This window comes from Clostridium mobile (assembly GCF_018918285.1).
GTDB lineage: Bacteria > Bacillota > Clostridia > Clostridiales > Clostridiaceae > Clostridium_AW > Clostridium_AW mobile.
Window position 1 is genome coordinate 181,332 of sequence record NZ_JAHLQF010000001.1, and the last position, 14,706, is coordinate 196,037.

At 28.3% G+C, this 14,706-nt stretch carries 14 protein-coding genes and 2 riboswitches; of the genes, 2 read left to right on the forward strand and 12 right to left on the reverse strand.

Annotated features, from left to right (window positions below; translation table 11 throughout):
- Positions 1–2: 2 nt before the first annotated feature.
- A riboswitch (SAM riboswitch) is annotated at positions 3–100 on the reverse strand.
- Positions 101–153: 53 nt separating this feature from the next.
- Positions 154–258, reverse strand: a riboswitch (SAM riboswitch).
- Between the two features lie 190 nt (positions 259–448).
- Positions 449–1,360 (forward strand): ABC transporter ATP-binding protein, encoded by a 912-nt coding sequence (locus tag KQI86_RS00965; RefSeq protein WP_216437288.1) that lies wholly within the window; start codon positions 449–451, stop codon positions 1,358–1,360.
- Positions 1,360–2,562, forward strand: coding sequence for an ABC transporter permease subunit (locus KQI86_RS00970; protein WP_216437289.1), 1,203 nt, complete (start codon positions 1,360–1,362; stop codon positions 2,560–2,562). Before KQI86_RS00965 ends, KQI86_RS00970 begins: the two co-directional genes overlap by 1 nt.
- Before the next feature lie 81 nt (positions 2,563–2,643).
- Here the strand turns inward: KQI86_RS00970 and KQI86_RS00975 are convergent, their stop codons facing one another.
- The 12 genes from KQI86_RS00975 to KQI86_RS01030 all read right to left on the reverse strand — a co-directional run bounded on the left by KQI86_RS00975 (position 2,644) and on the right by KQI86_RS01030 (position 14,373).
- Positions 2,644–3,942 carry an aminotransferase class V-fold PLP-dependent enzyme gene (locus KQI86_RS00975; protein ID WP_216437290.1) on the reverse strand — a complete coding sequence of 433 codons (1,299 nt, stop codon included), beginning with the start codon at positions 3,940–3,942 and terminating at the stop codon, positions 2,644–2,646.
- A 71-nt stretch (positions 3,943–4,013) separates the two neighbouring features.
- Entirely contained in the window at positions 4,014–4,223 is a 210-nt protein-coding gene (locus KQI86_RS00980) for a hypothetical protein (protein ID WP_216437291.1), read from the reverse strand.
- Positions 4,220–4,531 (reverse strand): hypothetical protein, encoded by a 312-nt coding sequence (locus tag KQI86_RS00985; RefSeq protein WP_216437292.1) that lies wholly within the window; start codon positions 4,529–4,531, stop codon positions 4,220–4,222. The genes KQI86_RS00980 and KQI86_RS00985 overlap by 4 nt, the downstream gene beginning before the upstream one ends.
- On the reverse strand, positions 4,524–5,063 hold the full coding sequence (sigY, locus tag KQI86_RS00990; protein WP_216437293.1) for an RNA polymerase sigma factor SigY: 540 nt from the start codon (positions 5,061–5,063) through the stop codon (positions 4,524–4,526). The genes KQI86_RS00985 and sigY overlap by 8 nt, the downstream gene beginning before the upstream one ends.
- A 21-nt stretch (positions 5,064–5,084) precedes the next feature.
- Positions 5,085–5,879 carry an ABC transporter permease subunit gene (locus tag KQI86_RS00995; protein WP_216437294.1) on the reverse strand — a complete coding sequence of 265 codons (795 nt, stop codon included), beginning with the start codon at positions 5,877–5,879 and terminating at the stop codon, positions 5,085–5,087.
- Positions 5,872–6,780 carry an ABC transporter ATP-binding protein gene (locus KQI86_RS01000; protein WP_216437295.1) on the reverse strand — a complete coding sequence of 303 codons (909 nt, stop codon included), beginning with the start codon at positions 6,778–6,780 and terminating at the stop codon, positions 5,872–5,874. Before KQI86_RS01000 ends, KQI86_RS00995 begins: the two co-directional genes overlap by 8 nt.
- Before the next feature lie 84 nt (positions 6,781–6,864).
- Entirely contained in the window at positions 6,865–7,878 is a 1,014-nt protein-coding gene (locus KQI86_RS01005) for a pyruvate kinase (protein ID WP_216437296.1), read from the reverse strand.
- Positions 7,879–7,934: 56 nt separating this feature from the next.
- A complete protein-coding gene (locus KQI86_RS01010; RefSeq protein ID WP_216437297.1) occupies positions 7,935–8,993 on the reverse strand; it encodes an AI-2E family transporter in 1,059 nt (352 codons plus the stop codon).
- 79 nt (positions 8,994–9,072) lie between these two features.
- The gene (locus tag KQI86_RS01015) at positions 9,073–10,752 is read right to left on the reverse strand and encodes an ABC transporter ATP-binding protein (protein WP_216437298.1); all 1,680 of its coding nucleotides are present in this window, start codon (positions 10,750–10,752) and stop codon (positions 9,073–9,075) included.
- Between the two features lie 190 nt (positions 10,753–10,942).
- Positions 10,943–11,974 (reverse strand): ArsR/SmtB family transcription factor, encoded by a 1,032-nt coding sequence (locus KQI86_RS01020; RefSeq protein ID WP_216437299.1) that lies wholly within the window; start codon positions 11,972–11,974, stop codon positions 10,943–10,945.
- A gap of 138 nt (positions 11,975–12,112) precedes the next feature.
- Positions 12,113–13,390: an FAD-dependent oxidoreductase gene (locus KQI86_RS01025; RefSeq protein ID WP_216437300.1), complete on the reverse strand. Its 1,278-nt coding sequence runs from the start codon at positions 13,388–13,390 to the stop codon at positions 12,113–12,115.
- Positions 13,387–14,373, reverse strand: coding sequence for a sulfide/dihydroorotate dehydrogenase-like FAD/NAD-binding protein (locus KQI86_RS01030; RefSeq protein ID WP_216437301.1), 987 nt, complete (start codon positions 14,371–14,373; stop codon positions 13,387–13,389). The genes KQI86_RS01025 and KQI86_RS01030 overlap by 4 nt, the downstream gene beginning before the upstream one ends.
- Between the last annotated feature and the right edge of the window lie 333 nt (positions 14,374–14,706).

Sequence of the window (14,706 nt, forward strand, 5' to 3'; positions counted from 1 at the left end):
TATCCTCATCTTCCGGCAATTGCCGCAGGATTTAGCACCTCGTATTTCTACAGGTTGCTGGGCTTCATAGGGCCAGTCCCTCCACCTCTCTTGATAAGATTTTATTCAATTAATAAAGCCTGAGGATATCCTCAGGCTAAAAACCTAGTCTCTTCCTCATCTTTCGGTATACACCGCAGGATTTAGCACCTTGTATTACTAAATAATACTGGTTGCTGGGCTTCACAGGGCCAGTCCCTCCACCTCTCTTGATAAGTATTATTATATTTTTTCTTGTTGTGACTATTATATTAGCATTGAAATCTATTGTCAATAGTAAAAATAAATATTTTTTTATAATTATTAAGATTTTTTTAAGGATTACTTAAAGTTAACTTTAAAAAGCCATGTTAGAATAATATTAATTGGTCATACTGATTAATATGATATTCTAAGGAGGACTTAGTTAATGAATGTGCTTGAAGTAGATAATTTATGTAAAAGATTAGGTAGTAAACCTATTATAAGGGGAGTTAGTTTTTCTGTGAAGGAAGGAGAAATTTTTGGATTTCTAGGGCCAAATGGAGCGGGTAAAACTACCACTATAAGAATGTTAGTGGGCTTAATACACCCTAATGAAGGCAGCATAAAGATAATGGGTAAAGATTTATCTAAAGAAAGAGAGGCTGCTCTTTCTCATATAGGTGCTGTAGTAGAAAATCCAGAATTATATGGATATCTTACTGGTAGGGAAAATCTAATGCAAATTGCAAGAATAAGAGGTATATCAAAAGAAAAAGTAGATGAAATCATTGATATAGTAGGTTTAAAAGATAGAATTGATGATAAAGTGAGAAAATATTCTCTCGGTATGAAGCAAAGACTGGGCATTGGAGCAGCGCTTCTGCCTGAACCTAAACTTCTTATATTAGATGAGCCTACTAACGGTTTAGACCCTAGTGGTATATTAGAATTTAGAAGTCTAATAAAGAATATTTGTCGTGAGAAAAAGACTTCGTTTTTCATTTCATCTCATATTCTAAGTGAAATTCAATTACTATGTCATAGAGTTGCTTTTATTAATAAAGGAATAATTCAATCCATAGAAAATACTAATGGGATGGGAGATAAAGCTTCTAAAGAAATAGTAATTATCACTACTAAGGAAATTGATAAATGTAATAAAACACTGAAAAATTTACAATTTGTCCATGATATAGAACTAGAAAACGATAATTTAGTGGTAAGTTTAAATAAGGACCATGCCCCTAAATTAATTAAAGAACTGGTATCCTCTGGTATAGAATTAGAAGAGGTTTATAAAAAACATAAAGGACTAGAACAAAGATATATGGAACTAATGGAGGGTGGGAAAAACTAATGTTTACATTGATATATAACGAAATAAGAAAACTAGTAAAAAGACCCAAAACTATAATAGTTTACATAGCTTTTATTGCTTTAATAGCAGTAGTATCTGTGGCTGGATATAAATCAGAACAAAGAAGAATTAAATCTAATACCCCTGAAGCCCAGCTTGAAATGTATACAAACTATAGAGAGTCTCTTTTAGACCAAAAAAATAATGCTCCTGAAGATGAAAAAGCAAGCATTGATTCAAACATTAAAGAAATTGAAAAAGAAATTATGGAGTTAGAAAGCCTAATAAAATCTGGTAAAAAGGAAAGAGATTGGAAGGCAGAACTTAGGACAAATATTGAAGCTATTGAAAAAGAATTAGCAAATTCAGATAATAAATCTACAGATAAACATAATCAGCAATTAGAGTTAAATAAATTAAAATATCTATATGATAATAATATAAACCCTCAAGAAGAATATGCTTTTAATGGATTTAATTTTCTTAAAACATTAGTAAATGATATATTAGGATCCTTGTTGTTGGTTATTGGAGTAATTCTCTTTGTTGCTGATATAGTATCTGGAGAGTGTACACCACCAACGCTAAAGTTTTTATTAATACAACCTGTATCCCGTGGTAAAGTATTATTGTCCAAGTTCATAGCGGTAACTATTTCAGCTATATTCCTAATTATTTCCTCAGAACTCATATTCTTTGTAATTATAGGACTGTTACTTGGCTTTGGTAATCCTAGTTTACCTGTTATTACTGGAACCTTGTATAAATTTGACTATAGTAAATTAGATATGTTTGGTAATCCTGCTTTTGTAGAACTAGCTAATAGTAGTAAGATGGTACCTGTATGGCAATATACTTTAAATATGCTATTAATGCAAACTTTATTTATAGTGGCTTGTGTGGCCTTTGCATTCTTAGTATCTTCTATTTTAAAAAGTAGTATGGCATCTATGACCTTGGGTATTATATCTGTTATCATGGCAACAATTTTATCTCAAGTAATTCCTGCTGTAATAAAAAGATCCCATTACTTATTTATAAGTTATGGAAATATATCTAACCTTTTTGATGGAAATTTAGCTCAAAGGTTGCAAAATCCATCTATCACTACCACATATGGAATAACTGTTTTACTTGTTTGGACAATAGTTTGTTATTTAATATCTCATTTCGTATTTACCAAAAGAGATATTTTAATATAATCAAAAGCTAATAAGAAAATACATTTATCACTAATCTAAGAAAAATAGATGCTTAAGTTAAGCATCTATTTCTCTTAGATTTTATTTACCATATTTTTTTAAATAAAAACTCTTCTTTTTTACTATATTATTAAGTGCATATATAAAATAGTCTATTTCATTGAAATTATTATAAACTCCAAAACTAACCCTTACCATGCCAGGTTTATTTTCATGTTCTCTTGATATTCTAATAACCTCTTCTGGACTTATATTTAACAATTTTTGAACATAAGGATGGGCGCAAAAACACCCACTTCTAACTCCTATTCCAAACTCATTAGATAATATCTTTGAAACAACTTCATGATATATTCCTTCCACATTAAAGGTTATTATAGATACATTTTCATTGCAATTTCTACAATATAGCTTCACTTGTGGCACTCGCTCCATGCGGCTCAATGTGTATTTCAGTAATTTATTTTCATAATCCTCTATATTTTTCATATTTAAATTTTTTAAAGTTTTAATGGCAGATGTAAGTGCTACAACTCCTAGTACATTAGGTGAACCAGATTCATCTTTTTCAGGAGTATCAAGCCATTTTACATAATCATGAGTTACCACATCTACAGTTCCCCCTCCAGAATAATCTGGTGGCAAATCTCCTAGCTCATCTTTAGGTCCAATTAATACACCTATCCCAAAGGGTGCATACATTTTATGAGCAGAAAACACCAAGTAGTCTATATGCTCTGGGGAATTAAAAGGTTTAATATCTACGGGAGCATGGGGAACTAATTGGGCTCCATCTACTAAAATTTTTGCACCATAGCTGTGAGCGATTTTAGCAATAGTATGAATTTGATTTTTATATCCTGTTACATTAGAAGCACCTGTAACCGCTACAAGCCTAACTTTTCCTTCATGTTTCTTTAAACTCTCTTCTAAGTGATCTAGACATAACCTACCATGACTATCTACTTTAACGTACTCTACTTTAAATTTTCTCCAAGGAAGATCATTAGAGTGATGTTCCATTTCCGTAGATAAAATAACATCATCCTTGTACTTACTATATAACATATTAGCTAGTTTATTAATTCCTTCTGTTGCATTCTTTATAAATATAATTGATGAATTATTTAAATCTGCACCTACAAACTTAGCTACAGCCTTTCTCCCATTTTCATAAAACTTAGTTGAAATTTGTGACTTATACCCCATTCCTCTGTGTATAGAGGAATAGTAGGGTAAAAAAGCTATTAAATCTTCAACAACATTTTTGAAAGCTGGAGTGGTAGCCGCATTATCTAAGTTCACATATCTTACTTTTCTCCCATCTGCTATAGGTACTAATGTCTTTTCTCCTACAACTAAATTATAATAATTGTACATAAATCTCCACTCCTAATAATTCTCTTTATATATACTATGAGAGTAGACAAAAATGAAACATTCTTTTTAATCTATTTTTTCACGTATTTATCAATTATAGCTCTTGTTACTATAAGATAAATAATTAAATTTCCCGGTGTGTTCAATATTCCAAATAATCCCCAAAGCCAATACTTTCTCTCCCCTCTTTTTTTCGCATCATTAAATATCCATAATCCTTGTAATAAAAGTATGGGGATCACTATAAATAAAAAAATTATGTGAAATTTACTTAACTTCATGATCTGTCCTCCCTTAGAAAAAGGTTTCTAGTTATAGGTAGTACTATAAGAGGGGCTAATATCATTATGGCTACTTGAAAATATATTATAAATTCTATTCCCCAAATAAAAGTTAAGCTGAACAATCCTAACAAAATCCCAAATGCTAAGAAAACGAAAATTAAGTTATCTTTTATTCTATTCCTTCTTTCTTTAATCTCCATGCCCTTTTTCACTATTTCTTCTATATTTAAACTTATATCAAAATTATCATTTGTTAAAATATCCATAAATTCTTTCATATTTTCAAAGTCTTTATTATTATTCATCTATTATCCCTCTTTCCTTCATTTTCTTTATCAAAGTTTTTATTGAATTATGAAGTCTAGATCTAACTGTACCCACGGGACATTTCATGATATTCGCTATTTCTTCATAAGTAAAATTGTAATAATGCTTTAAAATAAAAGTCGTTCTCTTCTCATAAGGCAGTTCCTGCAATATTTCTAAAGCCTGCTTTATTAAAATATTGTTTAAAACTTTATTTTCTAAATTATCTTTAGTAATTTCTATTTCCTCATTAAAAGATAGTATATTTTTATTTCTTCTTAACTTATCCCTATATAGATTTGTAGCAATAGTTATAAGCCAAGTGGAGAATCTATACTTAGGAGTAAATTTATCAATATTAACTATGGCCCTTAGCAAAGTTTCTTGTATAATATCCTTTGCTTCCTCTGTATTACCAGTAAGCTTTATTACATATCCCTTTAATATATTATAATTATTATTTATTAAGAGAGTCATAGCCTCCTTATCTCCAGCTTTAGCTGATTGTACCAAAGCTTTCTCTTCTACCAAATCTATCACCTGCCTAAGGGTTTATACTAATTTTTCATAAACAAAATTTCCCGTTATTTTATTAAATAAAATGTAATCTATAATATAAATTATTGTTCCTAATATTAGTAAAATACTATTAGTTAATAAAAAAACACCTGTTATTTGACCAACTAATAATAAAATTATAGGTAATACTATAAGTCCACTAACTTGTTGAGCTTCTTGGAATGTCTTAGATTTAGCTGAAATCAATACGGTAAAGGTAAGTCCAAGTAACGTAATTGCAGGCACTAAATAAAGTATTAATATAGTCCATTTTACATTTGGGAAAATAATTCTTCCAAAATATTTCCAACTTCCCAAATTTACTACTATACCAAATGCTAAAAAAGAGATTATAGTTATACAATATGAAGGTATAAACACCCCTAATACTTTACCTCTGAATAGTTCTTTTAAGCTTATAGGTGTATAAAATAAAGTTTCCAATGTTTTATGTTCCCTTTCTCCAACAAAGCTACTAGCTCCAATTATACTTGAGCACATAATTGGTATTAAAAGAAAAAATGCTGGAAAAATATAATCTATGGATGCTTTAATTATCCTTTGTTCTGTAGCAAGTTCTCCATAATTCAAAGGTAAAATTTCTAACAAACCTTTCATATCTTTTATAAGGCTAGAAGTATCTTTAGAAAAATTAACACCCATTAAAATTACGCTAGGCATTATAACAACCATTAATAAAGGTACTATTATCATGGGCAAGTATATTTGTTTTGATGAAAAAATTTCTTTTATATCCTTCTTTATTAAAGCAATTTCTTTATTACTCAATCTTATCCCCCCTTGTGTAAGCAAAATATAATTCTTCTAAACTACATATTGAATTTTTAACTTCATAAATTTTACCACCATTATTAATTACATTAGTTAATATTTGAGGAATTTCTTCCTCTGAATTTATTTCTCTTTTATATACACCACTGCTCTTTTCAGAAAATCCCAAGTTATTAGGAATATCATACCCTCTTATTATTAAATTATCTCCTATGTCTTTTTCTTTTGCTAATTTTTTAAAGCTTCCAAAACCTAATATTTTTCCCTTATTAATAAATCCATAGGTATCACATATATCCTCCGCATACCTTAATTGGTGAGTACACATAAATACAGTCGTACCGCTTTCATAAACCATATTCTTTATAAGTTCTGTTACATTTTGAGCAGTTTCAGGATCCAATCCTGAAGTTGGTTCATCTAAAAAAACTATTTTAGGGTTGTTAATTAAAGCAATAGCTAAACTTATTCTTTTTTTCATACCTGTACTATACTCTTTTACTTTCTTGTCTCTATGTTCATATAATCCTAATTTTTTTAGTATATCTTCTACTCTAGTTTTTAAAACCAAATAAGGCAAATCATGCAACTTTCCAAAAAACATTAGATTTTCTTTGCCAGATAAATTTTCATAGCATGCAGCTGTCTCAGTCATTACGCTGCAGATTTTATGGATTTCATGGGCTTCTTTTACTATGTCTTTTCCTAATATTTCTCCTCTCCCTGCAGTAGGTTTTAAAATACCATTTAAAATTCTTATAGTTGTGGTTTTACCAGAGCCATTAGGCCCTAAAAAACCTACTATAGACCCTTGTTCTACTGTAAAATTTATATTTTCAATAGCTTTATAAGTTCCATCATAAGTTTTAGTTAAATTTTCTACTACTATTCCTTTCATTCTATCACTCCTCACCCATTTAACGTTCTATGTACCAAAAAGTTCACTCAAAAAAATAACAAACTGCAGAATTTTACTGCAGTATTATTTTGAATATGTTTCTATTAATTTTTTCATTGTAGATACCGTTAGTATAGGTCTACTTCCCACCGAAACTTCACCTGCTAACATGATAGCATATACACCATTTTTCAAGAAATAATAAATATCACTCATTTCACTTAAAGTTGGTCTTATATTTTTTTTCATTGAATCCAATACATATGTAGCAATAATAATATTCTTATTATTGTCTTTTATTTGTTTTATTATATTTTCCTGAACTATAGGAATTTCTTCATAGTTTATCTCTGAAATCAAATCCCCTCTACCTATCATTACTCCGTCACTTTCACTCAATATCTCCTGAAAATTTTCTATTCCTTCTTTACTCTCTATCTTTGCCCATAATTTAACCTTTCTACCATTGGAGTTTTTATTTACAAATGTTCTAAATTCCTTCATATTTTCAGCATAACAGACATAGGAAAGGCATATTATATCTACTCCCCTATTCAATCCCCAGATTATATCCCTTTTATCTTTCGCTGTAAGTCCCATAAAGCTTCTATCCACACCTGGAGCGTTGACCCCTTTTTCTCTTCTAATCATTCCGCCCCTTTTTACAACAGTTTTAATGATGTCTTTATTATTATCTAAAACTTCAAACTCCATTGTACCATCTTTCATATAGATTGTTTTTGTAGATTTTAATAGTGAAAGATCTTTTCGAAATGAAAGTGGGACATAAAAAATCCTGTCTTCTATAATGTCTTTCCTTTCCTTATAGCTATTTTCACTGCAAAAATATACTGTGTCTCCAGCAAATACCTTATACTGATGGTGAAAACTTCTACTGACTCTAATTTTATTACCAGCTAAATCTTGAAGTATAGAAATATTTTTATATTTTTTTTGCGTATAATCTATTAAAGCTTCAGTATCCTTATAATTTATATGTGAAAAATTAAATCTTAAAATATCTGTACCTGCTTTTATAAGTTTATCTATGGAATCTATATTATTAACCTTTGGACCAATAGAACAAATAATCTTCATACAATACACATCCTATTCCATAATTTACATACAAATATACAATATCACACAACGTGCTATTTAGAAAGCCTTTCTTTTATTACATATCTATAAATAGTACTTATAAATATTTTTAATATACCATAAATGGGTACTATAACAAAGGCGGCTAGCGGCCCTCCAAAAGCTACAGCTCCTATTACTAAAAATATGTCTGTTAATGGATGTATATCCATAGTATAGCCCATGATAGCTGGCACTACTATTCTACCTTTCAAAGTCTGAACTATAAGAAAAGTAATCCCAAGCTTTATAAGCATTGTAAATCCAGTTGAAATTGCAATTATTGTAGGAATAATCATAGATATAAAAAATCCAATATAAGGAATAAAAGCTAAAATAAATGTGATTACTGAAAATAATAGTGCATTAGGCATATGTATTATTCTATAGCCTATGTATATCATTATACTAAGGGAAAATGCTACTTTACTCTGCCCTATTACATACCGCGATAAAACCACATGACTTTCCTCCAATATACTACTTACAATGTTTTTATATTTATAAGGAAATAAATTTATAAATCCATTTTTAAATTTATCTCCATCTTTTAATAGATAAAAAATTGTAATTAGTATTAAAAGAAGTTTTGAGAAACTATCCATAATGTATTTAAATCCTTTATATAAATTTTGCACTATATTTTGCATGTATTTATTTACAGATTCCATAAACATTTTATAAATATTACTTATATCTATATATTTGCCAACTTGGTCTAGCGCTTTATTAATATGACTATTTTTTTCTCCAATGTTTTTAAATTCATTTATTAGTCCATTCAATTCAGGAGTAATTAATTGAGTAAAATAAAAAAATATCCCTGATAAAATAAATATCCAAATTGTCAAAGTAAGCGCTGACGTTACAGAAGACTTTAATCCTTTCTTTTTAAAAACTTCATTTAATGGTCTAATTAGATAATAAAAAAATACAGAAATCAGTAAAGGACTAATAACTGCTTTTATTAAAATCTTCATTAATTTATATAAAATAGTTACCTTTGTAAAAAGAATTAAGCTTATAAAAACTAGATTTATTATTAAGAGATATTTTATTATTTTTTCTTCCACTACATAATCAATCCTTTATTATTTTTTAATATTATTTTTACCAAGGTGGTAAATAATATTAAAAATAATTAATATTCCTTTATACTGTATAAAACTTAAAGAACTTATCTTTCTTTTCTAACAACTCTTTGAAATTTCCTCTTTCAACTATATGTCCATTTTCCATATATATTATCTCATCATATAAACTTAATAATTCTTCACTCATTTTATGAGTAATGGTAATTAGTGTTAGATTCTCTATATTTAAAAGTTTACTTTCTATATCATAAGCTGTTTGCATATCTATAGCAGAAGTACCTTCATCTAATACAAGTATTGGTGTTTCTTGAATTAGAGCTCTAGCGATTGCAATTCTTTGTCTTTGTCCACCTGAAAGATTGCTACCATTTTCACCAACTAAAGAATTTAATCCATTACTTGTTTCATCTATAAATTTATTTGCACCACTTAAATTTAAAACATTATTTATCTGTTCTTCTGAAAACCCCTTATATAAACATATATTATCTTTTATAGTTTTATCAAACATGTACACATTTTGATGTATAATTGAAATCATTTCGTTTAACTGTTCTATATTTAAGTTCTTAATACTATTTCCATCAAATTTTATATCTCCGCTAAAATCAGAATAATATCCAAGCATTAGCTTTATTAAAGTAGATTTACCACATCCACTTTCCCCTACTATGGCATACTTCTTATTTTTATCTATACTTATGCTTATATCATTAATAACAGATTTTTCATTTCCATAATTAAAAGATAATTTTGAGACCTCTAAGTTATTATTAAAGTAAGGTTTATCTTTACCTATAAAATCATTATCTTTATAATTAGAAAAATCATCGATTCTTTCAATTATAGGTTTAACACTATTAAGTTTAGGAACATTACTCATTATCATTATTACTGGGTGTACAAAGGTACCCGAAAGTTGAACTATGGCAATAAGCATTCCCATGGTTAAGTTACCCTTTATAACTAAATATCCTGATAAAAATATAGCTACAAACTGTGTTCCCAATCCTAACATTTGAGATATTGATTCATTTATCACAAATATCTTATCAGCTTGAAACTTTGTGTTAGCTAAATTATTATTCTCCTCTTGAAACTCTTTAGTTATATTGTTTCTTAAATTATATGACCTTATAACGTCATATCCAGAAAATATATCTTTAATTTTAGAAGTAAAAAATGATAGTCTATTTGAAAGTTCTAATTGCTTACTTTCTAAAGCTTTTCCAAATATACTTGGTACTATAAAAATTAATAACATACTTATGAATATCCCTAATGTAACCAATGGACTTAAATATAATAAAAGAATAACTGTTACCACAAACATAACACTATATTGAAGAATTAAAAGTAATGGAACTATATAGTTCTCTTCTATCAATTTTATATCATTTGTTAATACGGAAATATAATCAGCTGTATTTTTAGAATTAAAATCCTTATAGTTTCTTCTAAGTATTCCCAAGAATGCTTTATTTCTTAGCATTTTCAATAAATTTCTGATGAACATTTTACTTAAAATATCATATATAAAATATAGTAATCCTATAAGAATACCGTATCCCACGGAATATATTAATATTCTTTTAAACCCCACCATGTTTCTACTAGTAACATAATCTATAGTGGTTTGAATAAATAAGGATAGCCCTACCATAGCTACTGATGATATTACGCTAAATATAACCGTTAATACTAATAGCAGTTTATTTTTTTTAATACATTCTTTCATAGCAATTCTCCTAACTTAAATTAATTTAATCATAATTACATATTCATATAATCATCTAATTAATTAGATGATTATCTAACTCATGTTCTTATTATATTCTCAAGTTAGATACTTGTCAAATAAATTAGACAACTTTATTATTCATGATTTATCTCAATAAAAAAATCTCCCAGCTATACTGAGAGATTTTTTATAATAATACACTATTTAATTCATCTATAAAATTTTTTAATCCTATTTTATTTAAGTGGTAGTATATCCTACCTTGTTTCTTTTCTACAACAACCATGCTACATTCTACTAAGGATGACATATGATATGAAACTGTAGCTGGAGTAAGCTTTAAGGCTTCAGCTATCTCCAAACTATACTTGGGGCCAACCTTTAAAAGTGATATTATTTCTAATTTGCTTTTATCACTTAAGGCTTTTAATTTTAAAACAAGTTCACCCTTGTTCCCCATGCAATTAATGCACTCTTGGGATATAAGCTCATATAATACTCCCATGAAATATGTATTTTTAAACTCAACTAATGAAGCACCAAATGCTAATGTAGGAATTACACTAATCTCATTATCATTATCCTTTATAATATTATTTAATATCTCACATTTATCTGAATTAACATATTTAATATAATTACTTAACAATTTAGACAATGGTTTCTCAATAACTTTATAAGCTTCATTATATGCATTTCTATTATCTTCTATTATCTTAATTAGAGATTTATAATACTTCTTAGGATCATTTAAAATAATCATTAACTTCCATTTAGTATTCTCTTTAAGATCTAGTCCTTTTAAAAACTCCATTATATTATTTAGTGTACTAATAGAATCTATAGTCTTTTCATCCTCAAACATCTCATTATAAACATCTAAAATTATAGATTTAAACTGATCATCTGTTATATTATCTAAGGAATATATTAAATCTTCATTGTTAATTAAAACAAAAGCAATTAACATAAAAATAGATGCATCATCTTCATCAAAAAAAAACACTTCATTTTCATTAATAATCTTATATTTATCAAAAGTTTTTATATATTTATCAATTACCTTAAAATTTTTCTTTATAATTAACTCTCCATTAACTCCATCATTGTTAAGTTCTTGTATTGCCGCATCAATAATTTCTTCGTAGTTATGACTCATATAAATCAATCCAAACATTTCATAAATGGGATTCAATTTATCAAGTATTTTAATTCCCATATTACTCCACTCCCATAAATTAGTTTATCAGAATATCCATATTATATCACAAAAATGAATTCAATAAGAATAGTATATATGAAAAAAGCTCCTGTATTTCATATATACAAGAGCTCTATTTATATATTTCAATATAATTTAAATTAATTTTTGATTCATAATATCCTTTAAATTCAATTTTTCAATTCTTTTCGCTATCTCTGCGTCATCTATAGAATAAAGTCCTACTTCTTTCATTCTCTTAAAATATTCAGCTCCTGCAAAGGTGTATCTTTTTCTTCTTCCTTCCTTTGTTTCCATTTGACTGTTTGCATAAGATATTATATCTCCTATAGCAGTAGCCTTTGGAAGAGTTAGTAAAGACATTCCTAAATGGTATCTTACTGCATTGTGTCCTGCTAAAGAACCAGTGCACATAGCTTCCGTATGGCCTACAAACAAACCTGATTTTTCACCTGCACAAAACAAATTATCTAAACCTTTAACCCTCATATCATCAGTTCTTTGTGCCACTGAAAGATATCTTATAGAATTTGCTTTACCTCCTGCATATGGATCAATATATTTAGCCTTTTCTAGTCCTTTTATTTTTCTTAATTTATCTAAAGGATAAAAAGGAGTCATTAATTTTATATGACCCGTATCTAAAAGTATTATATTTTCTGCAAATTCCCTTAAAGCATATTGTTGGCATACTTTAAGTTTTAATTTATCAATATTTATATCTTCTGGTGGTACTTTTAATACCACTGATCCTTTCTCCTCAATTTCTTTTAATAATTCTTCTCCTATACTTTCTTTGCAAAGCTTGCATGAACCGCTAAAAGCTCCGTAAACATCTTCCTCTCTCTCTCCTTGAAGATCTTCCGCACCTGCTCTAGCGCTAATACTTACCCTTGGTCCAAATGCCGGACACCTAAGTACGCACATGGAGCATCCATTTCCATATCTTAAACAATTACCCATAGGTCCTGTTGATCCAGTAGCTTCTATAAATACATCTCCTTTTACATAGGTACCATCGGAAAGATATATTCCTATTATTTTATTTTCATTCTTCTCTACATCTACAACTCTAGTCATAAAATTTAACTCTATTCCTAAGCTTGTTAAATGTTTCCTTACATCTGGCTCTATTTTATTTACATCATATAACCATGCATGACCATGTCCTGGGAACTCTATATTTCTATGTCTAGTATTACTATCTGTTATATTGATCAAATCTCCTGCGCCGAAGTTAATCAATTCTTCTGCTGCGGTATATCTTCCATTGTTTCTCATTATTCCTCCTACATTACCTAGGCCAATTAACATATCAGTCTTTTCGTATAAAATAACTTTTGCTCCAGCTTTTTTGGCTGTTATAGCTGCAGCACATCCTGACCAGCCTCCGCCAATTACAATAACCTTCATAGTAACTTTCTTCCCTCCAAAATATTTCTGGGATCTATTTGAAGCTTACAAGATCTTTCAATATTGAAATACTTGTTTTTTACACTACAACTTCCGCACACTCCTTCTCCGCAACACATTTTACCATTATTGCAGCAGGAAAATTCAACAGTTTCTCCTATTAAATTTAATACATTATAATTAACTATATCTGCTGCGGATGAATGTACTATATTAACCTTTTCACTCTTTAATATGGATATTAATATATTTTTGAACTCAGAAGGTATCTCTCCTTTTTCATTTATGACTGTAGTATCTATTACTTCACAATTATATTGTTCAATATAATTGTCAATAAATATTTTTTCATAAGGTTTACTATCAATTAGTACATATATCTTATTATTATTTGTATATAGTTTTTTTAATACTGGTACTATAGGAGCTTGACCTATACCTCTACTTATTACAACTGCAGTTCCATCTTTACTCTTATCTAAGTTCTTTAATCCTAATACTCCATTCCAATAGGGACCTTTTAACAAAATTTTTTCTCCTTCTTTTAAAAGATCTAGGTTTTTAGTCTTTACTCCTTTAACTTCAATGGCTAAAACTATTCTATTTTCCTCTATATTTACCTCCATAACAGAAATTGGAGTGGAAAAGAAATACTCACTATCTGGCTTTCTTAAAAATACGAAAGTTCCAGGGCTATTTAATTCTTTAGCTAATTTATGTGGAACGGATATTGTATAAAGCACTAAATCTTCATAAATATATTTTTTATTTAGCAAAACACACTGAATTTCACTTCTTCCATCTTTAGCTTTTTCTCCATTCCAAACAAATTCTTGATAAATGCATACTCCCTTCCAATTAATACAATCACAAAAATCTTTCCCTCTTAATTGTGAACACAAAAGACATTCTCCACTTTCTGCTAAATGGCAAGGACAGTATTCACTTCCTGCATCCATACAGTCTCTTACCTCATAGTTCATTAATAATCCTCCTGTCAATTACTAAACCTATAATACTAATTTATTTTATATTTACTATTTTGTTACTAAAAAATAGCAACTTAATTCTTTTTATAAATATCTCTCATACATCTTTATTAATCCTAAGTTTTTTCCTGGAGTGGACAATTTTATCCTAATTTCTAAACACAATATAAACATTTAAATTTTTTTCATATTTTTATCAAAAATGTTACTGACAATATCTCTCTTATACTTACATTTATCCTCTATAAACGCATGAATATATATATTTTAATAGTTCTGATTTACCTTTTTTTGTATGTTTTCTTTCCTTTTAATAATTAAATTAAG